This window comes from Pantoea sp. CFCC18179 (assembly GCF_059412405.1).
Map to the genome: position 1 here is coordinate 501,764 of NZ_JBNBPM010000001.1, position 23,754 is coordinate 525,517.

21 protein-coding genes and 1 tRNA gene are annotated in these 23,754 nt (G+C 54.8%); 6 read left to right on the forward strand and 16 right to left on the reverse strand.

Features of this window, described 5'->3' with window-relative positions; all coding sequences use genetic code 11:
* Positions 1-4 precede the first annotated feature (4 nt).
* The 8 genes from ACPUC7_RS02405 to ACPUC7_RS02440 form a co-directional block, all read right to left on the reverse strand.
* Positions 5-673: a haloacid dehalogenase type II gene (locus ACPUC7_RS02405; protein WP_494921614.1), complete on the reverse strand. Its 669-nt coding sequence runs from the start codon at positions 671-673 to the stop codon at positions 5-7.
* A gap of 31 nt (positions 674-704) precedes the next feature.
* The gene (locus ACPUC7_RS02410; RefSeq protein WP_343551290.1) at positions 705-2,174 is read right to left on the reverse strand and encodes an aldehyde dehydrogenase family protein; all 1,470 of its coding nucleotides are present in this window, start codon (positions 2,172-2,174) and stop codon (positions 705-707) included.
* Positions 2,175-2,555: 381 nt separating this feature from the next.
* Positions 2,556-4,013, reverse strand: a complete 1,458-nt coding sequence (locus ACPUC7_RS02415) for an NAD-dependent succinate-semialdehyde dehydrogenase (protein WP_494921615.1) — start codon at positions 4,011-4,013, stop codon at positions 2,556-2,558.
* A gap of 202 nt (positions 4,014-4,215) precedes the next feature.
* A complete protein-coding gene (gene cbl, locus ACPUC7_RS02420) occupies positions 4,216-5,175 on the reverse strand; it encodes an HTH-type transcriptional regulator Cbl (protein WP_343551287.1) in 960 nt (319 codons plus the stop codon).
* Positions 5,176-5,390: 215 nt separating this feature from the next.
* Positions 5,391-6,308, reverse strand: a complete 918-nt coding sequence (nac, locus tag ACPUC7_RS02425) for a nitrogen assimilation transcriptional regulator NAC (RefSeq protein ID WP_494921616.1) — start codon at positions 6,306-6,308, stop codon at positions 5,391-5,393.
* A 498-nt stretch (positions 6,309-6,806) separates the two neighbouring features.
* On the reverse strand, positions 6,807-7,841 hold the full coding sequence (locus ACPUC7_RS02430) for an ABC transporter permease (RefSeq protein ID WP_343551285.1): 1,035 nt from the start codon (positions 7,839-7,841) through the stop codon (positions 6,807-6,809).
* A gap of 14 nt (positions 7,842-7,855) precedes the next feature.
* Positions 7,856-9,340 carry a sugar ABC transporter ATP-binding protein gene (locus tag ACPUC7_RS02435; protein WP_494921617.1) on the reverse strand — a complete coding sequence of 495 codons (1,485 nt, stop codon included), beginning with the start codon at positions 9,338-9,340 and terminating at the stop codon, positions 7,856-7,858.
* Between the two features lie 33 nt (positions 9,341-9,373).
* The gene (locus ACPUC7_RS02440; RefSeq protein WP_494921618.1) at positions 9,374-10,297 is read right to left on the reverse strand and encodes a sugar ABC transporter substrate-binding protein; all 924 of its coding nucleotides are present in this window, start codon (positions 10,295-10,297) and stop codon (positions 9,374-9,376) included.
* A 507-nt stretch (positions 10,298-10,804) separates the two neighbouring features.
* Here ACPUC7_RS02440 and ACPUC7_RS02445 point away from each other — a divergent pair.
* Positions 10,805-10,880 (forward strand) — tRNA-Asn (locus ACPUC7_RS02445).
* 138 nt (positions 10,881-11,018) lie between these two features.
* Here the strand turns inward: ACPUC7_RS02445 and ACPUC7_RS02450 are convergent.
* The 4 genes from ACPUC7_RS02450 to ACPUC7_RS02465 all read right to left on the reverse strand — a co-directional run bounded on the left by ACPUC7_RS02450 (position 11,019) and on the right by ACPUC7_RS02465 (position 15,346).
* A complete protein-coding gene (locus ACPUC7_RS02450; RefSeq protein WP_494921619.1) occupies positions 11,019-12,311 on the reverse strand; it encodes an NtaA/DmoA family FMN-dependent monooxygenase in 1,293 nt (430 codons plus the stop codon).
* Between the two features lie 11 nt (positions 12,312-12,322).
* On the reverse strand, positions 12,323-13,522 hold the full coding sequence (locus tag ACPUC7_RS02455) for a M20 family metallopeptidase (RefSeq protein ID WP_494921620.1): 1,200 nt from the start codon (positions 13,520-13,522) through the stop codon (positions 12,323-12,325).
* A 68-nt stretch (positions 13,523-13,590) separates the two neighbouring features.
* On the reverse strand, positions 13,591-14,247 hold the full coding sequence (locus ACPUC7_RS02460; RefSeq protein WP_494921621.1) for a methionine ABC transporter permease: 657 nt from the start codon (positions 14,245-14,247) through the stop codon (positions 13,591-13,593).
* Positions 14,228-15,346, reverse strand: a complete 1,119-nt coding sequence (locus ACPUC7_RS02465; protein ID WP_494921622.1) for a methionine ABC transporter ATP-binding protein — start codon at positions 15,344-15,346, stop codon at positions 14,228-14,230. The genes ACPUC7_RS02460 and ACPUC7_RS02465 overlap by 20 nt, the downstream gene beginning before the upstream one ends.
* Before the next feature lie 212 nt (positions 15,347-15,558).
* On the opposite strand from ACPUC7_RS02465, the gene ACPUC7_RS02470 reads away from it, so the two are divergent.
* From ACPUC7_RS02470 to ACPUC7_RS02480, 3 genes are all read left to right on the forward strand, one after another.
* Complete coding sequence (locus tag ACPUC7_RS02470; protein WP_343551275.1) at positions 15,559-16,200, forward strand: TetR/AcrR family transcriptional regulator; 642 nt, start codon at positions 15,559-15,561, stop codon at positions 16,198-16,200.
* A gap of 74 nt (positions 16,201-16,274) precedes the next feature.
* Positions 16,275-17,657, forward strand: a complete 1,383-nt coding sequence (locus tag ACPUC7_RS02475; protein WP_494921623.1) for a D-arabinono-1,4-lactone oxidase — start codon at positions 16,275-16,277, stop codon at positions 17,655-17,657.
* Positions 17,658-17,674: 17 nt separating this feature from the next.
* Complete coding sequence (locus tag ACPUC7_RS02480; protein WP_494921624.1) at positions 17,675-18,502, forward strand: glycosyltransferase family 8 protein; 828 nt, start codon at positions 17,675-17,677, stop codon at positions 18,500-18,502.
* A gap of 68 nt (positions 18,503-18,570) precedes the next feature.
* Here ACPUC7_RS02480 and ACPUC7_RS02485 read toward each other — a convergent pair whose 3' ends face one another.
* The 3 genes from ACPUC7_RS02485 to ACPUC7_RS02495 all read right to left on the reverse strand — a co-directional run bounded on the left by ACPUC7_RS02485 (position 18,571) and on the right by ACPUC7_RS02495 (position 20,371).
* A complete protein-coding gene (locus ACPUC7_RS02485) occupies positions 18,571-18,981 on the reverse strand; it encodes a type II toxin-antitoxin system HicB family antitoxin (RefSeq protein ID WP_343551271.1) in 411 nt (136 codons plus the stop codon).
* Between the two features lie 16 nt (positions 18,982-18,997).
* Positions 18,998-19,186, reverse strand: a complete 189-nt coding sequence (locus tag ACPUC7_RS02490; RefSeq protein WP_343551270.1) for a type II toxin-antitoxin system HicA family toxin — start codon at positions 19,184-19,186, stop codon at positions 18,998-19,000.
* A gap of 162 nt (positions 19,187-19,348) precedes the next feature.
* Positions 19,349-20,371: an LLM class flavin-dependent oxidoreductase gene (locus ACPUC7_RS02495; RefSeq protein ID WP_494921625.1), complete on the reverse strand. Its 1,023-nt coding sequence runs from the start codon at positions 20,369-20,371 to the stop codon at positions 19,349-19,351.
* A 197-nt stretch (positions 20,372-20,568) separates the two neighbouring features.
* On the opposite strand from ACPUC7_RS02495, the gene ACPUC7_RS02500 reads away from it, so the two are divergent.
* A complete protein-coding gene (locus ACPUC7_RS02500) occupies positions 20,569-21,627 on the forward strand; it encodes a fatty acid desaturase (RefSeq protein ID WP_494921626.1) in 1,059 nt (352 codons plus the stop codon).
* Positions 21,524-22,309 (forward strand): phosphate/phosphite/phosphonate ABC transporter substrate-binding protein, encoded by a 786-nt coding sequence (locus ACPUC7_RS02505; protein ID WP_494921627.1) that lies wholly within the window; start codon positions 21,524-21,526, stop codon positions 22,307-22,309. The genes ACPUC7_RS02500 and ACPUC7_RS02505 overlap by 104 nt, the downstream gene beginning before the upstream one ends.
* Positions 22,310-22,407: 98 nt before the next feature.
* Here the strand turns inward: ACPUC7_RS02505 and ACPUC7_RS02510 are convergent, their stop codons facing one another.
* On the reverse strand, positions 22,408-23,748 hold the full coding sequence (locus ACPUC7_RS02510) for an LLM class flavin-dependent oxidoreductase (RefSeq protein ID WP_494921628.1): 1,341 nt from the start codon (positions 23,746-23,748) through the stop codon (positions 22,408-22,410).
* Positions 23,749-23,754: the final 6 nt, after the last annotated feature.

Genomic DNA, 23,754 nt, shown 5'->3' on the forward strand with positions numbered 1-23,754 from the left:
GGGCTTAAAGTCCAACCACAGCGGGCAGGCCGCCGATGTCTTTGATTTCGGTGTATTCGTAGGCCGGATTGGCCGGATCGTGGCCGCGATTGACCCAAACCTTGTTCTTGATGCCCATGTCGTAGCAGGTCATCAGGTCGTAACGCAGGCTGGAGGAGACGTGCAGAATCTCTTCCGGGCCGCAGTTCAGCTTGTCCAGCATGTATTCGAAGCCTTTCATTTGCGGCTTGTACGCGCCGACTTCCTCGGCGGTGATGGTCATATGAATCGGTGCGCCGAGACGCGGTACGTGATGTGGGATCAGGTCATTCATCGAGTTGGTGAGCAGCACCAGCGGAAACTCTTTGGCGACCTTGGCTAAGCCCGCAGGCACATCGGGATGTGGTCCCCAAGTGGCGCAATCGGTATAGATAAAGTCGCTATCGGCTTTGCTCCACTGCACGCCCCACTTTTTGCAGGTGCGCTCAATCGCATCGCTGACCACGTCGTAATACGGTTTCCACGCGCCAAGCACTTCATCGCGGCGGTAATGGGCGAAATCGGTGGTGAAGGCCAGCATATCTTGCGCGGCTACGCGGTCGCTAAAGCAGCGCGTGGCAGCACCCGCCATGTCAAAGTTGATCAGGGTGCCGTAACAATCAAAGGTGATGAATTTCGGTTTAAACAGTGCCATGACGCGACCTCGTGGTGGTTTGATACGTGAATTAAAAATCGATTAAGACGCTTTTCTGGCGCTGACAAGCCTGGAATGCCTGACGTCCCAGATCCTTGCCGATACCGGAACCGAGGAAGCCGCCGGTGGGAATGATGAAATCGCCGGAACGACCGTAGCGATTCACCCACACGGTGCCGGATTCCAGCGCGCGGATCGCCCGCATCGCGCGTGGCAAACTCAGCGTGTGCACGCCCGCGCACAGGCCGTAGGTTTCATGCGCCGCCAACGCCAGCCCTTCTTCTTCGTCGTCAAATTGCTGCACGGTGAGCACCGGGCCAAAGATCTCCTGCTGCACCGCCGGATTGTTGTTGGCTACGCCGCACAGCAAGGTGGGCTGCCAGAACCAGCCTTCGGCGGTATCGGCAAATCGTTCGCCGCCGACTAACACCTCTGCGCCCTGCGCTTTGGCCTCGGCAATCACCGACGCCACTTTGTTACCCTGACGTTCGTCGATCAGCGGCGCATAGCGGCTGCTCTCCAGCCAGGTGGCGCCCGGACGCGGCTGCTGGCATAGCGCCACCAGGCGATCCAGCAGCGGCTGGGCAATAGCGCGTTGCACGATTAAGCGCGTTCCGGCGACGCACGCCTGGCCGCCGTTGGCGGTGAAGCCGCGCAGAATGCGTTGCGCCAGCGCATCGATATCACCGGCATCGTCGAACACCAGCTGCGGGCTTTTGCCGCCCAGCTCCAGCGTGACCGGTTTCATGCCGTGCTGCGCCACATCGCTCATAATGCGCGAGCCAGTGACGGTGGAGCCGGTGAAGGAAACCTTGCGCACCAGCGGATGGGTGACTAACGCGTGGCCGGTGACCGCGCCGCTGCCCTGCACGATATTCAGCACGCCCGCCGGTAATCCGGCTTGTACCGCCAGTTCCGCCATGCGCACGGTGGAGAACGGCGTCAGTTCTGACGGTTTCAGCACCACCGCGTTACCGGCGGCCAGCGCCGGGCCGCATTTCCATGACGCCATCGACAGCGGAAAATTCCACGGCGTGATGGCACCGATCACGCCATACGGCTCGGCAATCAGCATGCCGAGGCTGCTTTCCTGGGTTGGGAACAGGTCGCCACTGTATTTGTCGGCGCACTCGGCGTAGAAACGAATGGCTTCGGCGGTAAAGGGAATTTCATGCTGGATGACATCGCTGATCGGACGCGTGGAGCCAAGGGATTCCAGTTGCGCCAGCAGCGCATCACTCTCAATAAGATCGGCCCAGCGACGCAGAATTTTGCCTCTGGCACGTGGCGCGCAACTGCGCCAGCCGCTGGTGATTAATGCCTGATGGGCGCTGGTAACCGCGCGATCCACATCCTCGATGGTCGCTTCGGTTAGCTCGGCATAAATTTGGCCATCGGAAGGACGTTTCACCGCAAAACGCGCGCCAGCGGTTTTAACATGTTGGCCGTCGATATAATGTCCCGCCGGCAATAAAACTTTTTCAGGGTCGAAACTTAACATGGAAAATTCCTTATTTGTTACACCCATCACAGACGCGCTAATTAACATTTTGCAATGCGCATTTCTGTCTCGCTAATAAGCTAATGCAGAAAGTATGCCAGCCCGCTAAAAAATAAAAATGCGTAAAAAACAGCGCAAAAAAATTTTCTGCCGTATTGGTGAGCGAAATTTTGCGGAATTGCCGAAGGAATAAACAGATGATTTAGCTCACAAATTATGTGCATCGCAGCGGTGCAGTGCGCATGAAACTTGCACTAAAACGGGGATGAGCGGGAAAAGTATGATGAGGCGCACAAAATAAACAGCGCCGCGAACCATGCGGTAGCGGCGCTGTTTATTGGTCACCATTAATGGCGACCCTACAAATAGGGTGGTCGTTATTTAAAGACTGCCAATATGAAACGTTTTCTGTTCTAAATATTCTTCAATACCGTAACGCGATCCTTCACGGCCTAAACCCGATAATTTAATTCCACCAAAGGGTGCCGCGTCTAATGATATTGCGCCGGTATTAAATCCGACCATGCCAAATTCTAATGCTTCTGCGACGCGCCACGCACGGCGAATATTTTCGGTAAAGAAATAGGCACCGAGTCCATATGGCGTGTCGTTCGCCATGCGGATCGCTTGCTCTTCATCGTCAAACACAAACAGCGGTGCTACCGGGCCAAAGGTTTCTTCATACGCAATACGCATGCTGCTGGTGACATTGCCTAACACCGTGGGTTCGACAAAAGTGCCATTCGGCGCGCTGATACCACCGCGCAATAAGGTTGCGCCCTGGCTCAATGCATCGTCGATATGGCTGTTAACCTTCTCCACCGCACTTTGGTTAATTAGCGGGCCGATGGTGCTATCGGGCGCAAAGCCGTCGCCGACTTTCAACGCTGCCACCGCCGCCAGCAAACGCTCACTGAACTGCTGATAGATGCCACGCTGCACCAGAATGCGGTTGGCACACACGCAGGTTTGTCCGGCGTTGCGGAACTTGCTCGCCATCACGCCCGCAAGGGTGACATCGAGATCGGCGTCATCGAACACGATCAACGGTGCATTGCCGCCGAGTTCCAGACTCAAGCGTTTAATGCTGTCGGCACTTTGCTGCATCAGCAACTGACCAACGCGGGTCGAACCGGTAAAGGAGATTTTGCGCACCGTGCGGCTGGCGGTTAAGGTGCTGCCGATCTCGGTCGGCAAGCCAGTCAGCACCTGCAATACGCCGCTGGGGAAACCCGCGCGTTCGGCGAGCACCGCTAAGGCTAATGCCGACAACGGCGTCAGTTCTGAAGGTTTGACAATGATCGGACAACCCGCCGCCAGCGCAGGTGCGACTTTGCGAGTGATCATCGCAATCGGGAAATTCCACGGCGTGATGGCCGCCGCCACGCCGACCGGCTGTTTCAGCACCAGAATGCGGCGATCTTCGCTGGGTGCAGGAATGGTATCGCCATAAATACGGCGCGCCTCTTCGGCAAACCACTTCACAAAACTGGCACCGTACAGCACTTCGCCTTTGGCTTCCGCCAGCGGCTTGCCTTGTTCAGCGGTCATGATAATCGCCAGATCGTCAGCATTATCCAGTATCAACTGGTGCCACTTCTCCAGCAGCGCCGCGCGCGTGGCGTTGGGCGTTTTGCCCCATCTAACGCGCACCGATTCAGCATAATCTATCGCCAGCTCGGTTTCCGCCGCACCCAGTGCCGGGATGGTGGCAATCGGCTGTTGTGTGGCGGGATCGATCACCTCCAGCGTGGCGCCCTGCTGCGCATCCTGCCAGCGCCCGGCAAAGAGCGCCTGCTGACGCAGTAAATCCGTATCTTTAAGTTGAATCCGCGACATGGCTATCCCCTGTTTCACTGTCTTTTCACTGTAACGTGCGACGACAGCGCAGGATGTTTTTCTGGCGCGGGGAAGCGGCTTCGGTGGCTGTTTTGCGGCGGGAAAAGAAATTTTATGCTGTGGGGAAGAAGGTCACCATAAATGGCGACCCTACGGGTTCGGTGTGGTTTTGTAGGGTCGCCATTTAGGGTGACCGCGTACATTAGATCTGGAAATCGATGGCCGGTTCGTTCTCGGTTTCATACGAGAGCGCCTGACGCTTGATCTCCTCCAGCGACAGATTGGCGTTACATAATTCGAGGAACTGCCAGACATAATTGCGCTGCAATTGTCCGCGTTTCAAACCGAGCCACACGGTGTTGGCATCGAACAGATGATGGGTATCGATCTTTACCAAATCTTCGCCTTCATAGATATCGCAGGCTTGATCGGCCAGAATCCCAACGCCTAAACCGAGCTCAACGTAGGTTTTCACCACATCTGAATCCTGCGCACTGAGCACGATATCCGGTCGCAATCCCGCCGCCTGAAATGCGCGATCAACCTTTGAGCGGCCTGTGATGCCCTGGCGATAAGTGATCAATGGATGGCGGCTGAGGCTGGCAAGCGTTACCGGTTGCTGCTGCAACAGTTCATGATCGTGCGGCACCAGTAACGAGTGATGCCAGCTAAACCACGGGAACGCCGCGAGACTGCTGTTATTGACCAATTGCTCCGAGGCGATGCCGATATCGGCTTCACCGGCCAGCAACATGGCGACGATCTCCTGCGGCGAGCCTTGGTTCAGTTCCAGACGCACGTTGGGATAGAGCTGGCGGAACGCTTTGATCACGCGCGGCAAGCTGTAACGCGCCTGGGTATGCGTGGTGGCGATGGTCAGCACGCCGCTGGTTTCATTGGTAAACACATCCGCTAAACGGCGCACTTTGCCCGCTTCATCAAGGATGCGTTCAGCAATGGTCAACAACGCCTTGCCCGGTTCGGTCATGCCTAACAGTCGCTTGCCACGACGAATAAAAATTTCCACGCCCAGTTCATCTTCTAAATCGCGAATATGACGACTGACACCTGATTGCGAGGTGAACAGCGTATTTGCCACTTCGGTGAGGTTGAACTCGCAACGGGCCGCTTCACGTATAATTTTAAGTTGTTGGAAATTCACACCCTTTTCTCCTGATTCCTGCCCTGTTTCATCCATGTTATGAACTTGGTGTCATCGCAACAAATAATAAAAAACGGTGTGTTATGCGGAATAGTAATAAGGCGGGAGTTTGAGCGGATGGAAGGTTAGGTAAACAATTTAGCTAAGAACAGACGGGATCGGTCCCCTCTCCCATTTATGGGAGAGGGTTAAGGTGAGGGAAAGCGCGTACCGACTTACCCCACCAACATCAATTCGCGATCTTCCACCATTGGCTTATTGAGTAGCGACAGCAGAATATTCTTCACCGCCTGCGCCGATGGCGACAGCGGTAGACGCGCCGAGATGTTCAGCGACAGCGGCAGATTCAGCGATGGACTGTTAATCCGCGCCATCCACGCATGAGTTGAACTGACCAACGCACGTGCCGCAGATTCTGGCAACACGGTGACGCCCATGCCGCTGGCAACTGCCGCAGTCAACGTGGAGATCGACTCAATTTCACCGATGATGCGTGCACTTAAGCGACGCAGCGAGAAGGCTTCATCCACACGTTTGCGCACCGCGCTGTAATCACGTGGCAGGAACAGATTCATCTGCGCCACTTCCGCCAGATCCACCGAAGCACCCGGACACGCGGTCGCACCGACCAGATACAACTCTTCTTTCATTAACGGAATGCTGTTGATGCCGGCGGTTGGCGCGCGGTCATACAGCACCGCCATATCCAGTTGGCCGTTCATCACTTTTTCGTTCAGCGAGGTGCCGCTGTTTTCGTGCAGATACACCAACACATCCGGGAATTGTTCACGTACGGTTTGCAGCAGCGGCATGGTCAGCGACGAGGCGGCGGTGCCTGGCGCTAAACCAATCGATACCTGGCCATTTAATGCTTGTCCGGCATTGATCACTGCGGTTTGGGCTTGTTCACACTGGCGCAAAATAGTCCGCGCATGGGCATACAGAATTTTACCGGCTTCCGTTGGCGTCACGCCGCGCTTGGTGCGGATCAGCAATTGCTGATCGAGTTCATTTTCCAGCGTAGCGACTTGCTGGCTAAGCGCAGGCTGCGCGATGTGCAGCACTTCTGCTGCCTGAGTCAGGCTGCCGATATCGACGATTTTTACAAAGTACTTGAGTCGTCTTAAATTCATGTTGCCTCCGTCAATCCCCGAATACCCAGGTTGGGCGTCTCAGCCTGCTGGCTTGTGTAGATGAATTTGCAATATGCAGGCCAGGTTTGTTCGAGGTGCGAAAAAGCATTGCCAGATTTTTCCTAAAGGCACGAAAAATAAGCGTTTGTGATTACCTCTAACGGGTTAATAAGCCTGAGCGATGACACAGGAGGTTTAGGAATTCATCGTTGCGCACTGGATTGGTGCAGGAAATGCGAGCCAGCCGTGCAAAAAAGTGATGACGTTTTGAGCCGCGATGGTGCAGAAATAACAAAAATCAGGCAGAAACGGCGATTACGAAAGCAAACGAGCAAAAAAGAACGGGGTTGGTCAGTGGGAAAACTTATGTGGTGGGTTGGGCGAGTTGTAGGTAAGAGAGTGCGCGCTGTGGATGACTCGGTGCGCGCTGTCCCTCACCCTAGCCCTCTCCCGCACGCGGGAGAGGGAACCGATCGAGCAAGCTGTGGGGCTGGCTGATTAACGTTTTTTACGGTTGCGGTGCATATCGATGGACACTGCGGCGACGATGATGATGCCTTTGATAATGTCCTGCACGTACGCATCGACACCCACGAAGGTGAAGCCGCTTTTAATCAGGCCGAGAATCACTGCACCAATCAGCGTACCGGTGATGCGTCCGACGCCGCCCATCAGGCTGCTGCCGCCGATGACTGCTGCGGCAATCGCATCCAGTTCGTAGGCCATCCCCATACTTGACTGACCGCTACTGACGCGCGCCGCCAGCACGACACCCGCCAGGCCAGAGAGCGCACCGGCGATGGTGTAAACGATGATCAGATATTTGTTAACGTTGATGCCCGACACTTTGGCGGAGGTCATGTTGCCGCCAATCGCGTAAACATATTTGCCGTAGCGCGTGTGTTTCAAGGCGATATGGAACAGGAATGCTACCACCAGGAAGATAATCACCGGCATCGCGCCCTGGCCGATGGAGGTGAAGCCATCTGACAAGAAGCTGATCGGGTTACCTTGCGTGTAGTACTGCGCCAGACCGCGCGCTGAAACCATCATGCCCAAGGTGGCAATAAACGGTGGAATGCCGGTTTTGGTGATCAGCACGCCGTTCATCACGCCGCACAATAATCCCACGCCAATCCCGGCCACAATCGGTATCACCGCTGGCAGGTTAACCAGCGACGGATACATCGGCGTTAAGCTGTCCGAGGTTTGCGCCAGGCTGGCCGCCACGACCGCGGTTAAGGCGATGACCGAACCGGAGGACAAGTCGATACCGGTGGTGATGATGACTTGCGTCACGCCTACCGCGATGATGCCGATGATCGCCACCTGCAAAATAATCAGCACCAAACGGTTGGTGTTCAACAGGAATGACTGATCGCGCACATACCAACCGGCAATTTCAAAAATCAGCGCAATGCCCACCATCACCACGAAAATGCCGGTATCTTTTGGCAGCTTATGACGCAGGTTACTGAAGAAAGAACTCTGTTGTTCCGCGGCCTGCGGGGCCGTAATTTTTACGTTACTCATAGATGTCTCACGCCTCACTCGGATGCCAACGACAAAATGGTTTCCTGATTGGCCTCTTCTTTATCGAGGATGCCGGTTATACGTCCGCCGTGCATGACCATCACGCGGTCGCTCATGCCGAGGATTTCGGGCAACTCAGACGACACCATGATGATGGCGACGCCACGGTTTGCCAGTTCACTGATCAAGCGATAAATCTCCGCCTTCGCCCCAACGTCGATTCCGCGCGTCGGTTCGTCGAGGATCAGGATCTTCGGTTGCGCCAGCAGCCAGCGTGCAATCAACACTTTCTGCTGATTGCCGCCGCTGAGGTTATTGATGATCTGATCCATGGTCGGCGTTTTGATGTTCAGCTTGCGAATCTGATCCATGCAGTCCTGCGCCATTTTGATGTGGCTGACAAAACCGCTTTTATGGGTGTAATCCGGCATGTTGACGATGCTCATGTTCTCCATCACCGACAGCACCAGGAACAGGCCGGACTTTTTACGGTCTTCGGTGAGGAACGCCATGCCCTTTTCAATCGCCGTGGAAGGCGAATCGATTTTGACCGGCACGCCATCAATCAGGATTTCGCCGCTGTCGAAACTCTCCATGCCGAACAGGCTTTCCATCACTTCACTGCGCCCGGCACCGACTAAACCAGCCACGCCGAGGATTTCGCCTTTGCGCACCGTAAAGTTGATGTCGGTGAAACGATCCTTGCAGGTCAGATTGCGCACCGTCAGCACATCGCCGCCGATTTCGCCATTGAATTTCGGGAACAGCTGCGTTAATTCGCGACCTACCATCTGGGTAATCAGCGACTGGCGGGTAAATTCGCTGGTGTTGTTGCTGCCCACCCAGGTGCCGTCGCGGAAAATGCTGATCTCATCGGTAATCGAGAAAATCTCGTCCATCTTGTGACTGATATAGATGATGGCTTTGCCCTGCTCACGCAGGTCGCGAATGATGGTGAACAAGTGCGCCACTTCGGTTTCCGTCAGTGCCGAGGTCGGTTCATCCATAATCACGATGTCGGAGTTCCACGATACCGCTTTGGCAATCTCCACCATCTGCTGGGCGGCGATACTCAGCTCGCCGACCATGCGATCCGCTTTGAGGCGGATATTCAGTCGATTGAGCAATTCCTGGGTTTGCTTGTTGAGCTTGTTGTGATCAACAAAGCCGTACTTCATCGGTTCGCGACCAAGCCAGATGTTCTCGGCCACGGTCATGTAAGGCACCAGATTCAGCTCCTGATGAATCATGGAGATGCCAGAACGTAAGGCATCCATGGTGTCCTGAAACTGCACCGGCTCCCCTTTAATGCGAATGGTGCCCTTATCGGGACGATACATCCCGATAAGGCATTTCATTAAAGTGGATTTGCCCGCGCCATTTTCACCCATCAGGGCATGTACCGACCCCGGTTTGATACGCAGTGAGACATTGTCGAGTGCCTTCACTCCGGGGAAGAACTTGCTGATGCCTTCGGCTTCAAGCGCAAAAGCGGTCATACATCACCTCCGTACGGCTGAGTCGGGAACGGTTTATTTCTGATTCTGGTTGGCGAACTTTTCGTAGTTTTCTTTGGTGATCAGCTGGAATGGAATGTCGACCACTTTCTGCACTTTTTCGCCGTTGATCAGTTTCACCGCTGTTTGCACCGCGCCTTCGCCCTGACCTTTCGCATCCTGGAATACGCTGGCGACCATTTTGTCGTTCTTGATCATCTGCAATGCATCGGGCGTACCATCCACACCGGCTACCAGAATGTGGTTCGGGTTTTTACCTAATGCTTGCAGTGCACCAATTGCCATTTCGTCGTTGTTAGAAGCAATGGCCTGAATGTCATCGCCTGCTGTTAACCAGTTACTCACCACATCAACCGCATCATTACGGGTGAATTTCGCAGTTTGTTTCTGTACCACTTTGATGCCCGGATATTTGGCCACCACGGCTTCCACACCTTTGGTGCGTTCACGGGTGGATTCGTTAGCCAGATCGCCCAGCAGAATCGCTACGTTGCCTTTGCCATTCATTTTTTTCGCCAGCGCTTCCATCTGCAAACGTCCCGCCAGTTCAGAATCTGAACCGACAAACGCCATTTTGTCTTTCAGCTCGCCCGCCGGTTTGCGGTTAACAAACACCAGCGGCACGCCCGCTTTGGCCGCAGCATCCACCAGCGGTTTCACGGCGTTGGTATCAACCGGGTTAACGATAATTGCGTCAACGCCCTGACCAATGAAGTTCTGCACCTGCTGCAACTGCTGTGAAACGTCACCTTTCGCGTCTTCGACCTGACCTTTGATGCCATCTTTGGTCATCTCTTTTTGCATCGCGGTACGCAGAATGGTGAGGAAGTTGTCATCAAACAGCGCCATAGAAACGCCCACCTGAAGGTCTTTTGCCATAACTGCGGCAGGTAACATGCAAGCTAACAGGGAAGTCACTAACGCTTTTTTGAATTTCATAGGTAACCCTTCTTTTTCGTTAACATGCTCAGGTTGGCTGAAACCGCGAATGAAAAATATCTTTTACATTCATTCAACGTCGCTGGCGTTTTTTATGTGGTTGTAGAGGTAAGGCTTCTGGTTTAACGCTATCGGTCACAAACATCCGTATTGAACAATTTATTCCTTATCAATCAGTTGTTTTCAAAATCACATTCCCGATGAAGTAACTTGTTTCGCGGGTGATGATAAGCAGTTCATTTATTTCATCTGATGTTCATTTGAAATTTTCATCATAAAAGCACTGAAATGATTGTTTTAAAATCGGCAAATAACAAAACTTTGACACGCCTCTAACATCTCAAAGGAATTGCGTTTAAAGTGAGATCTTGCTGGCAGTTTAGAATCTGCTCATTCAAGGCAGAAAAGCACCATTCCGCTGCTTTTCCGCGCACTTAAACCAGAAGTGTGCAGTCGGGCTTTGACATTAGAGATCGGCATCGCTAATATGCGCCTCGTTCACACGATTCCTCTGTAGTTCAGTCGGTAGAACGGCGGACTGTTAATCCGTATGTCACTGGTTCGAGTCCAGTCAGAGGAGCCAAATTCAAAAAGCCCGCTCAGGGAAACCTGAGCGGGCTTTTGTCATTCTGCGCTTTTGCCAGGTCACCATAAATGGCGACCCTACAGGTGCTGGTTTGTAGGGTCGCCATTTATGGTGACCGCGTGTTGCCACGTGCAATTATTTCAACGCTGGCAACTCCAAACTGCTGCGGAAATCACTGCCAACATAATCGCTATCAATCAACTGGCGACGGCGCAGTTCCGGCAGCAAGCCGTTGAGCAGCAAATCTTGTTGATCGGGCTGACCGAGGCCGTGCAGTGAAATCACATCCAGCACGCCAGCCTGATAACGTTGTTCGATGGCATCGGCCAGCGTTTCTGGCGTACCTGCGACAAACCAATGGCCGGTCTCTTCGGCTTTGATGATCAACTCGCGCAGCGTTAATCCCTCTAACGCATAGCCACGGAAAATCGCCGCACGTCCCTGCCGACGCTGCACTTGTGTAATCTCTGGAATCAGCGCCGCCGGTAATGGCTGATCCAACGGCACCTCGCGCAAATCCACCTCACCACCCAGCATATCCGCCACGCGCAATCGACCTTGCTGATAGTTGATGCGTTCATGTTTCTCACGCAGGCGACGCGCCACGTCGGCCTCGCTGTCACCAATGATGGCGTGGAACGAATTCATTATTAACGGTGGATTGTGCTCGCGACCAAAGCGGCGTGCGCGTTGCTGCACATCGGCGACAAAACGCTGGGCCGCGTCGAAAGTGGGCTGCGAGGTATAAACCACTTCGGCATAGCGCGCGCCAAGCGTGACGCCGGCTTCGGATTGCCCCGCCTGGAACTGTACCGGACGTCGCTGTGGCGGCGGTGGCACATTCAACGGGCCCGCCACCTGGAAATAGTCGCCACGATAGTCAATGGCATGCAGTTTCTGGTGATCGAGACGAATGCCGCCGCTGGCTGTTCGCTGCACCGCCGCGGGATCATTGGCGTCATACAACGCGTTCATTACCTCAATAAATTCAGTGGCGCGTGCGTAACGTTCCTGCGGCGGCGGCAATGGACTTTCGCCGAAATTTTCTTCGCCCACCGAAGAAGTCACCGCGTTCCAGCCCGCACGTCCGCCGCTGATGTGATCGAGCGTGCCGACTTGACGCGCCAGATTATACGGATGCAGCCAACTGGTGCTGACGGTGGCGATCAGGCCGATATGCGAAGTCACCTGGCTCAAGGCCGCCAGCGCAATCAACGGATCTTGCGTGCCCGTGGTACCCGCCAATCCAGCGGGATCGGCTTGCAGCAAATCGGCCGTGAATAAACCGGTGATTTTCTCGCGTTCGGCAATCTTCGCCAGTTCAATAGCGCGCGCGATGCCCACGCCTGGCTGCGGATCATTACCGGCAGAAATTACGCTGCTGGCACCGACCAGGGTTTTCAATTTTCTACGATAGCTTTGCGACACAGCCTTCTCCTTTATGGTTGTCGCGCGAAATCCGCTTTGACGTCATGTAACGCATCGGCATCCGTCAGCAGACGCAGCCCCGTGCGCGCCAATACGCGAGCGCCAATCAGCAACGCCTGGTAACCGCGTTCCGAATTGGCAGCTTCACGAAATGGCACAGTATGAAAAATCAAATCGTCGGGGCCGATCTTCAGCCACGGATGCGCCGTCGGCACCGCATGGCTGATATCACCGGCATCGGTGGAAACTTTGTTCTTTTGCGGCGACACATCGACCTGCTCGCCTGCCAGCGTCAATTCCTCCAGCAGCAAGGCATCAAGCGCAGTATTCAGCTTGAAATCACGCGGGCCAATCTGGTGATCGATCTCCACGCGCGTGCCCGTTGCCAGCGCCACACCTTGCGCAATCGCGCGTAAACGCGGTTCCAGCGCTTCCACCACTTCACGGCTGTCGGCACGAATGTAGTAATGCGCTGAGGCATATTCCGGGATGACGTTGGGCGCCTGGCCGCCATTGGTAATGATGCCGTGCACCCGCACGCCATCTGGCAGTTGCTGACGCAGCACGCTGATGCCGTTGTACAGCAGCACCAACGCATCCAGCGCATTAATGCCTTCATGCGGCGCGCTGGCGGCGTGCGATGGCTTGCCGTAAAAGTGGAAATAGAGATGATTATTGGCCAGCGTGGCTTCGGTCAGGCGCGTTTTACCGGCGGGATGCACCATCAGCGCCACATCGACATCGTTGAGCAATCCGGCTTCAACAAAGCGTTTTTTTACGTTGCCTTTTGGCCCACCTGGCCCGGCTAATCCACCCTCTTCGGCTGGCGTACCCAGCACCACCACGCGTCCGCCGGTTTCCTCCAGCACGCTGGCAAGAGCAATCGCCGCCGCCACACTGATGGTGCCAATCAGGTTGTGGCCACAAGCATGTCCGATACCGATTAACGCATCATATTCCGCAAGGAACGCAATGGTCGGCCCGGGTTTGTGGCTGGTTTTCAGTGCGTAAAAAGCTGTTTCATGTCCGGCGACGTGGCGCGTGACGTCGAAACCTTGCGCGCTGAGCAGTTGCGTGAGCTGTTCGCAGGCGAAGTATTCGTCGTTGCCGGTTTCAGGATTTTGAAATATCGCTTTAGCGACCGTGATGAAGTTGGCGCTGTGCTGTTCGAGCGTATTTTCGAGCGTGAGCTGAAGCGTGTTTAGCGGCATAGGTATTCTCCCCGGAAAGGCGGTCACCATAAATGGCGACCCTACGAAATCCGTGCGTTGGGCGCGAATTAATAACGTTTATCGATGCGCTGCACCAATCGATCGCCAACAAACTGGATGCCGCACACTAATATGATCAGCACCGCAATCACGGCGATCATCACTGAGGTTTCAAAGCGTTGGTAACCGTAGCGAATCGCCAGATCGCCTAAGCCGCCCGCGCCGATAGCTCCCGCCATCGCCGACGCGCCAATCAACGCCACCAGCGTGACAACAAAACCAGAAACAATGCCGGGCAGTGCTTCCGGGATCAGCACTTCCCAGACGATGCGCAGTTTGCCGGCGCCCATCGCACGCACCGCATCAATCAGCCCGCGATCAACATCGCGCAACGACACCTCTGCCACGCGAGCAAAATACGGCGTAGCGGTGATCGAGAGCGGAACAATCGCCGCCCAGGTGCCAAGCGACGTACCGACCAGAAAACGGGTAAACGGAATCAACGCCACCAGCAGGATAATGAACGGCAGTGAACGAAAGCCGTTGATGATCAAGCCGAGCACGCGATTCACGCCGCGATGTTCAGCAATGCCGCCGGGGCTGGTTATCACCAAAATCAGGCCGAGCGGCAAACCCGCCACCAAAGAAAACAGGCCGGAAATCGCCGTCATCAATAGCGTTTCACCGAGTGCGTTAAGTAACATATCAATCATGACTGGCGACATAACCCATCCGCTCTACCTGCGCCTGCTGCGTATGCAGCCAGCTGAGAATCTGTTGCTCGTCGGCGATATTGCTGGCCGGGAGCGCAATAAAGAAACGCACTACCGCGTAATGCTGGATGTGCTCAACGCCGCCTTGTAACAAACGGAATTTGCCCGACTGCGCCGCCGAAAAGCGCGTTAACAAATCGCCCTGCGCATCAGCACCGGCAAAGTGCACGCAATAGATCGCCTCGCCCTGCTTTTGCTGGCTCAGGCGCGCGGCAAGGTTGTCCGGCAACTGTGGTAACAATCCGCGCAGCAGCGTGCGCGTCACAGCAGATTGCGGATCGGCAAAGACCTGCCAAACCGGCCCTTGTTCAATGATTTCCCCGCCATCAATTACCGCCACGCGATGCGCCACGGATTTGATCACTTCCATTTCGTGGGTGATCAGCAAAATAGTGATGCCGAGTTTTTGGTTGAGCGATTTGAGTAGCGCCAGAATTGAGCGCGTGGTTTCAGGGTCCAGCGCCGAAGTCGCTTCATCACACAACAGCAGCGCTGGGCTGGCTGCCAGCGCACGCGCAATGCCGACGCGCTGTTTCTGTCCGCCGGATAATGCCGCGGGATAGTGCTGCGCCTTGTCGGCCAATCCCACCAGTTCCAACAGTTCCGCCACGCGATGCAGGCGTTGGGCTTTATCCATACCAGCGATTTTCAGTGGTAGCGCCACGTTCTGCGCCACGGTTTTTGCCGACAATAAATTGAAATGTTGAAACACCATGCCGACCCGACTGCGCACCGCTTGCAGCTGTTTTTCCGACAAACCGCTGATGCGCTGGCCTTCAATCTCAATCACGCCGCTATCCGGTTGTTCCAGTCCGTTAAGGCAGCGGATCAAGGTCGATTTGCCCGCGCCACTGCGCCCAATCAGGCCAACAATCTCACCCTTTTGCAGCGTGAGTGAGACATCGCGCAGCGCCTGCGTTTGCCCAAAGCGGCGTGAAATACCCTGCAAACGCACCACGTTGTTTTGCGCTCGCAGAGGAGAATGCGCCGATTCCGTCACCCCGCGCAGCAGCGCAGTATCAGGCGTGGCGACTTCAAACAATTGCGTCATGGCTTTTCCTTCCCAACAGTTATCATCACCATGCTAAAATTTCGGCCGATGTTGGATTTGTTGGCAGTATATCGACATGCTTATTCCAGCATTATGATTTGTTCGGGAAAGCTATTCCTAAAAAGCATAATGCCGCGCGCCGCTCGCATCGCCACAAGCGAAAATTGCGCTGTGTTACCATGCCCCTTTTGCTGGACTTAATATTGAGCGCTATGTCGGACACTACTACTAAACGAAAAAATGACCCTGAAGGGCTGAAGAAACGTATTCTCGCCGGCGCGCTAAAGATGTTTGCCGAATTCGGTATGCAAGGCGCGCGATTGGAGCAGATCGCCGAACATGCGCAAACCACCAAACGCATGGTGGTGTATCACTTCGGCAATAAAGAGCAGCTGTATATTGAGGTGCTGGAGCAGGTTTATCAGGCGATTCGTCAGCATGAAACCGGCCTGAATCTGGCGGCGATGGAGCCGGAACTGGCGATGACCAAACTGGTAGAAGCCAGCTTCGATTATCACGTTTCACATCCCGATTTTATGCGTTTGGTGTGTACCGAAAACCTGCTGCGCGGACGCTACATCATGCAATCGGAACGCATCAAATCATTGAATAAAAGCGCCCTCGATCTGCTGGATGACATTCTCACCCGCGGCCAGCAGCAAGGACTGTTTATTGAGGGCCTTGATACCGTAGATGTGCACCGCTTGCTGAGCAGTATTTGCGTGCACCACGTTTCTAATCGCTACACCTTCCATACGCTGTTTACCCCCAACGATAGCGAAGAGGACAGCATCCGCCGTAATCGCCAGTTGGCGGTCACCGCCACACTGCGTTATATCCGCAAAGCCCCGTAATCCGCGGCTTCTCTGTGATGGTCTACGCTTAAAATCTTGGGACCGTCACAGACCTCAGATTAAGGAACGCCGTAGTGAACAAAGACTCCCACCTTTATCCCTTACGCCATACGCACAATACTGACCAGGACAGCGCACTGTGGAACTGGGCGCAAAACACGGTGGTCGGTCAACGTCAGCAGCTGCAACAGCCGCAAAATGAAGACGAGCTGCAACAGTTACTGCGCACATCCAGCGGCAAAGTTCGCGTGCTGGGTAGCCGCTTGTCGCCGGGCCGTATGCTACAAGTGCACCCGCAAGATGTGTTGCTGGATCTCAGCGCCTTTAATGGCGTGATCGCCGAAGAAGCCGACAGCGTGACGTTTGCAGCGGGAACACCGCTGGAGCAGGTTTACAACCATCTCACCAACATGGATCGCATGCTGGCCTCTTCGCCGGGTGTAATTGCGGTACAAACACTGGCCGGTGCGATGGCAACCGGCACCCACGGGCAGGGCTTAGGGCAAAGCTCGTTAGCCGATGAAGCACTCCGCATTCGCATGGTGCTGGCCGATGGCAGCGTGCGCGAGTTTGTGCGTGGCGAGCCGGATTTCCCCGCCGCACAAGTGTCACTCGGCACGCTGGGCATCGTCACCGCCGTGACACTGCGCACTCAACCTTTCCGCCTGTTTACCTGCCACAAATTTGCCGTTTCGGCCGATTCGCTGGAAGACGATTTGATGGCGTGGAATCAGCAATATGAGATGAGCAAAGCCTGGTGGTTTGTCGATGACAATCTGATGCACGTGTGGAATGCGCAGCAGGCCAGCGAGACGGATGCGGCAGACTATTACGCCAATCAACGCGCAGTGATCGAACACGGCGACGACACCGACAGCAGCCTGAACGACACCATTGATCAGACATTAGCGCAGATGCACCGCGACACGCAGATTCACGGTAAAGGCGGCAAACAGTTCCGCACCGTGACGCGCTTCCGCGACTTCACCGACATCAGCGGCGATATCTATCAGCTGTTCTGCCGTGGCATTGCGGTGCCGCAAATTAACGTCGAGATCGGCGTGCCGCTGGAGAAAACGCCGCAGATTATCAGCAAGATCAAAGCGTGGTATGCCGAGAATCATCCGCATATGCACTATCCCATTATCCTGCGCTGCACCGGCGCGTCGGAAGCGTGGCTTAGCCCGGCTTATCAGCACGCCACCTGCTTTTTCGGCTTCGTGGTCTATTACGCCGATGACGGTTCGCTGTCGCAAGATGGCCTGCATTTCCTCACCGAAGTGGAGAAATTGCTGGTCGCCGAAGGTGGACGTCCGCATTGGGGCAAATACTACGATCCGCAGCGTTATCAGTGGCGCGACATCTATCCGCAGTGGGATGCCTTCCGTGCGGTGCGTGAACAGCTCGATCCACAGCGTCGCTTTAGCAATGACTATGTCACGGCTTTGTTTGATTAAGTTTGAGGGGAGAAAACATGTTTGCATGGGTAACGCTGTTAACGCAGCCCGACTACTTTATTGGCGTGCAGGCGCTACATCGTTCATTAAAACGCAGTGAAACCCAGTGGCCACTGATCGTCATGGTTACCGAGGCGATCGACCTGGAAACGCGTGAAGCCTTACAGGATCTGGGCTGCGTGATCCACCCGGTTGAACCGCTGATGCCCAATGCTGAATTGGAGCAGCATTATGCGTCGGCGCAATTTGGCGAAGTGTGGAGCAAATTGCGTGCGTGGGAATTAGTGGATTGCGAGCGCGTGGTGTTTCTCGATGCCGATATGCTGGTGCTGAAAAACATGGACGAGCTGTTCACGCTCGATCTCGGCAAATACGCGTTAGCAGCCTGCCACGCCTGTCGCTGCAACCCGAATAAAATCGCCACTTATCCCGCCAGCTGGCAGCCGGAGAATTGCCATTACACCTGGCAGGATCGCGGTGAACCTGCTCCGAAATCGCTGGACCGCTATCTTAACGGCGGTTTTTTGGTGCTGAAGCCGGATTTGTCGGTGTTTAGCTGGTTGCAGCAGAAAGTAGCGGAAATCAGTGACCTGCGCCGTTATCCGTTCTCCGAGCAAGACCTGCTTAATGAGGTGTTCGAAGACCGCTGGCTGCCGCTGCCGTACATCTACAATGCCTTGAAAACCTTGCCGTTCCAGCACAGCGCGATGTGGCGTGAGGATGAAGTGAAGAATTTGCACTTTATTCTGGCAAAGCCGTGGAAGCGCGATCTCAACCAGCCTGAAGCCGAACGCGACCGCTATTACGCGCTGGATAAGTTGTGGTGGGAAATGTCAAAGGTTTAGGACTTCGTAGGGTGCGCATTTTTGCGCACCTGGTCACCATAAATGGCGACCCTACGAAACACGAACCATTAACTGGTTTTAGCGATTCTCTCCAGCGCAACCTGCGCCAGAAAACCTGATCGGGTTTTGAATTCGGGATGGGTTGCCACGCAGCGATCAATGCGGTCAATCAGCAACTTTGGCAACGTCACGTTGATTTTTTCGGACCCGCCAAAGATACGCGTGACGTCGACATCAACAAGTACCCACACATAACCAACATAATCTGGCTCTTTCATCAGCGATTTCAATTCTGACACCGCTGGAATATCGTGACCCAATTCAACCATCAATTCCAGATGTCCAGTGATCGCCTCTTTGGCATTTTTCACCGCTTCTTCCAGCGTTTCACCGGCAGAAAAACAGCCTGGCAAATCAGGGACAGTGACACCAAAAGCGCTGGTGTCATCACCGGCTTCAATTGCGATGGGATAGAACATATTGACCTCTTTCAATTTAATGGACAGTCAGTCCAGCTTGTTTCCTGATACTTTTCACCGTTTTGAACGGTAAATCTTTTTTTGGGTGCGGTATCGTCACCAATCCCTTTTTGACGGGATGCACAAAATGATGATGGCTGCCGTTTATGCGTATCAGTTCCCAACCGTCGGCCTTAATTTCGGCCATTAATGATCTGCTATCCATGTCGATGCCCTACTGCATCCTGAAAGCAAAAAGATAACCCCAATAACTCTACATTGCAAGAATAAGAGTTATTGGGGTTATTTTATGATGTGGTGATATTGGCAGGTCACCATAAATGGCGACCCTACGCAAAAACGGTGCGGGTGCCCGCACCGTTTAGACTTAACGCCAGCCCAACTCAGGTGCGACGTGGGTGAGGATGCTTTCGATCACGTGCGCACAGTAATCCACGCCTAACTGGTTCGGGATGGTTAACAGCAGCGTGTCGGCTTCGGCAATCGCTTCATCCTGCGCCAGCTGTTTGATCAACTGATCCGGTTCCGCCGCATAACTGCGACCAAAGATAGCGCGGGTTTTCTCGTCGAGGAAACCGACCGAATCCTGATCCTGTCCACTGCGACCAAAGTAGGCGCGGTCGATGTCATTGGTCAGCGCAAAGATGCTGCGGCTGACGGAAACGCGCGGCGTACGTTGATGACCCGCCGCTTGCCACGCCTCGCGATAGGCACGAATCTGTTTCGCCTGCTGCACATGGAACGGTTCGCCGGTCTCATCATCTTTCAGCGTTGAGCTTTGCAAGTTCATGCCCTGCTGTGCCGCCCAAACGGAGGTGGCGTTGGAACCCGAGCCCCACCAAATACGCTCACGTAAACCGGCTGAGAACGGCTCAAGACGTAATAGTCCCGGTGGATTAGGGAACATCGGCTGCGGATTAGGTTTGGCAAAACCTTCACCGCGCAGCACTTCCAAAAACTCTTCGGTGTGGCGGCGGCCCATATCGGCATCGCTTTCACCGTTTTTCGGATCGAAGCCAAAATAGCGATAGCCTTCAATCACCTGCTCCGGTGAACCACGACTTAAACCGAGCTGCAAACGTCCATTGGAAATCAGGTCCGCCGCGCCGGCATCTTCCGCCATGTACAGCGGATTTTCGTAACGCATATCGATCACGCCGGTACCAATTTCAATCTTTTTGGTGCGCGCGCCGACCGCCGCTAGCAGCGGGAATGGCGAACTCAACTGACGTGCAAAGTGATGCACGCGGAAATAGGCACCATCAGCGCCGAGTTCTTCGGCAGCCACGGCTAAATCAATCGATTGCAACAACACCTCTTGCGCGGAACGCGTGGCGGACTGGGTTGATGGCGTCCAGTGACCAAAGGATAAAAAGCCAATCTTTTTCATGCGGAAATTCTCCTCGTGGGCAAAGTCGGCCCAGATGTTTGCGATGGAGAAAGGTTACGCCAGACACGAGGTGACTGATAGCCAATAGATTTCGCGCGCATCATCAACTTTTTTGCATAAGTCATAAAAAGAGGATCTTTGTCTTCCGCTGCGCAATAGCGCATTTTCAGCGCAATCTCTTTTGCAGCAGGTTAATCATGGCGAGCGAATATCTCAGTGCGCAACAGCGCGAAGTGGTGCACCAACTGGCACGCAGCTGGCTGTGGCGCAGCGAGCTACCCACCTGGCTGCTTATTGCGGCTGTATATGGCGGTTGGTTCTCCTGCGTGATTTACTGGCAAACGCTGGGATTGGCGTGGAGTACCCTGCTGCTGGTGCTGTTCACCACCTGGTATTTATCACTGCAACATGAGCTGATTCACGGCCATCCCACGCGCTGGCCGCGCCTGAACCAACTGTTCGGCACGCTGCCGCTGGCGGTGTGGTATCCGTATGGTTTGTATCGCGATTCGCATCTGGCGCACCATCGCAATCACACCTTGACCGATCCCGATGAAGACCCTGAAACCTATTACCTGTCGCCAGATCGCTGGGCGCAGCTTAAGCCGTGGCAACAACAGGTGATTCATCTGCGCAATACCTTTCCCGGCCGTTTGCTGATTGGTCCGCTGCTGGATATCGCCGCCACGTTGAAAACGTTGCTGCGCGCTTTTATCCAGCGCGATAAACCGGCGATGGCAATGTGGGCGATTCATCTCAGCTTGCTCAGCGCCGTGTTTTACTGGATGACGCTGCAAGGATTTTCGCCGCTGTGGTTCGTGCTGGCGGTCAGTTATCCGGCGCTGATGCTGACCAAAGTGCGCTCATTCTACGAACATCGCGCCGAAGACGATCCGCTGGCGCGCTCAGTGAATAACGAAGCTGCGCTGCCGTGGCGTTTGCTGTTCCTGAATCTCAACTATCATTCTGTACATCACGATCTGCCCGGTTTGCCGTGGTACGGCCTGCGCAAAGTCTATTTGCTGTATCGCGATGGCTATTACCAACGGAATCACGGTTTTCGCGTCGCCGGTTATGGCGAGTGGATAACGCGCTTCTGGCGCAAATCGGTCGCGGTTAACGCCCATCCGGCAGCACAAAAGGATGCACAGGATGCCCTCTCTTTCGTTACCGATGTACGACATCAATCATCAGGCGACGCTTGGCCTGACCTCAGCGCTAACGACGCTGTTGCAACAACGCGGCGTGCCAGCTGAGGTTGGATGGCCGCAGGATTTATTGCCGCATTGGCGCGCGGATAATTTGTTACTGAGCCAAACCTGCGGTTATCCGTTAGTGGCGTTATTGCCGGATGTGCAGTTAGTCGGCAGCTTTCAATCCAGCGCGCAAGGTTGTGATGGTCTGCGTTATCGCAGTTGGTTAGTGGCACGCAAAGAAGATGATCATTTAATGATCAGCGACTTTCGTGGACGCCGCGCCGTGTGCAACAGCGATGATTCCCACTCCGGCTTCAATTCGCTGCGTTACGTGATTGCACCGCTGGCACAGGACGGCACATTCTTCAGTGCCACGCATTTTAGCGGAAGCCATCGTCAATCGTTGGCAGCGCTGCGCGCGGGCAAAGCGGATATCGCGGCAATTGATTGCATCACCTGGGCGCTGCTGCGACGTCATTTTCCGCAGGAATTGGCCGGGTTGGAGATTATCGGCGAAACGCCATTGTGTGCGGCGCTACCGTTGATTACCTCGGCGAAAACCAGCGCAGCAACGTTAGAGACGTTACGTAGCGCGTTACAGGAATTAACCAGCGATGCGCGATATGAGGATTTGCTGGCGGAGAATTTGATTAGCGGTTTCAGCGTCAGCGATCGTGCGTTTTACGACGAAGTGCTGACGTGGGAAAAACAAGCCGCCGCGTTGGGCGTGACGGCGTTGTAATAGCAGCCCTTTGTAGGGTCGCCATTTATGGTGACCTGGCTGGCAGAGATGGGATTCCCAGGTCACCATCAATGGCGACCCTACGGGAAATTGGCGGCTTACGCGACCTGCTGATCACCGCGCTGTACCGCAAACTGGTTTTCTGGCGCGGGCAAACCGAGATTTTCGCGCAATGTCGCACCGGCATATTCGCGGCGATAAATACCACGCGCTTGCAACAGCGGGATCACCTGCTCGACAAAATCATCAAAGGCTGTTGGCGTGCCGCCGCGCACGATAAAACCGTCGGTCGCACCCTCAAGGAACCATGTCGCCAGGCCATCCGCCACTTGCTGTGCCGTGCCGAGAAAACTGGGACGTGGCGTAGCTTCTTCCAGTGCCGCCTGACGCAGCGTTAATCCGCGTGCTTTGGCGTTCTGTTTGATCTTATCGGTGGTGCTACGGAAGCTGTTGCTGCCCAATTCACCAATATCCGGGAACGCTTCATCCAGCGCATATTGGCTGAAATCATGATGTTCAAAGTAGCGGCCCAGATACTCCAGCGCTTTCTCGATGGTCACCAACTCGGCGGTTTGCTGATAGCGACGTTCGGCCTGTTCTTCGCTGTCGCCGATAATCACGCTAATGCCCTGAAACACACGAATATCATCCGCATCCCGGCCGCGCGCCACCAGACGACGGCGTACGTCTGCGCGAAACTCGCGAGCTTCATCCAGCGTTTCCTGCCGCGTGTAGATCGCATCGGCGGCTTCGGCGGCAAAGGCTTTACCCGCTTCTGACGCGCCCGCCTGGAACACAATCGGACGGCCTTGCGGCGAGCGCCCAACATTCAGTGGCCCTTGTACCGAGAAGTATTTTCCTGCGTGATTCAGCGTGTGCAGTTTATCGGCGACGAAGAATTCCCCGCTCAGTTTATCGCGCACAAACGCATCTTCCTCCCACGAATCCCACAGCCCTTTGGTGACCTGCAAATATTCGCTGGCAACGCGATAACGCTCATCATGTTCAGGATGAGACGCGCGCGAGAAGTTTTTTGCCGAGCCTTCCAGCGGCGAGGTCACCACATTCCACCCCACGCGCCCACCGCTCAGGTGATCGAGGCTGGCAAACTGGCGCGCCACGGTGAACGGTTCGCTGTAGGAGGTCGATAGCGTGGCGACCAGACCGATATTTTTCGTCACCAGCGATAACGCTGACAGCAAGGTGATCGGTTCAAAACGGTTGAGAAAATGCGGAATCGACTGCGGTGTGATGTACAAACCGTCCGCGACAAACAGGAAATCGATCTTCGCCTGTTCGGCCTTACGCGCCAAATCCAGCACGTAATCCACATTGATGCTGGCATCAGCAATCGCATCCGGATGGCGCCATGCCGACATGTTGCCCGATACGCCCTGAATAATCGCGCCCAGCCGAAGCTGGCGTTGTGTCTGACTCATGCTGAT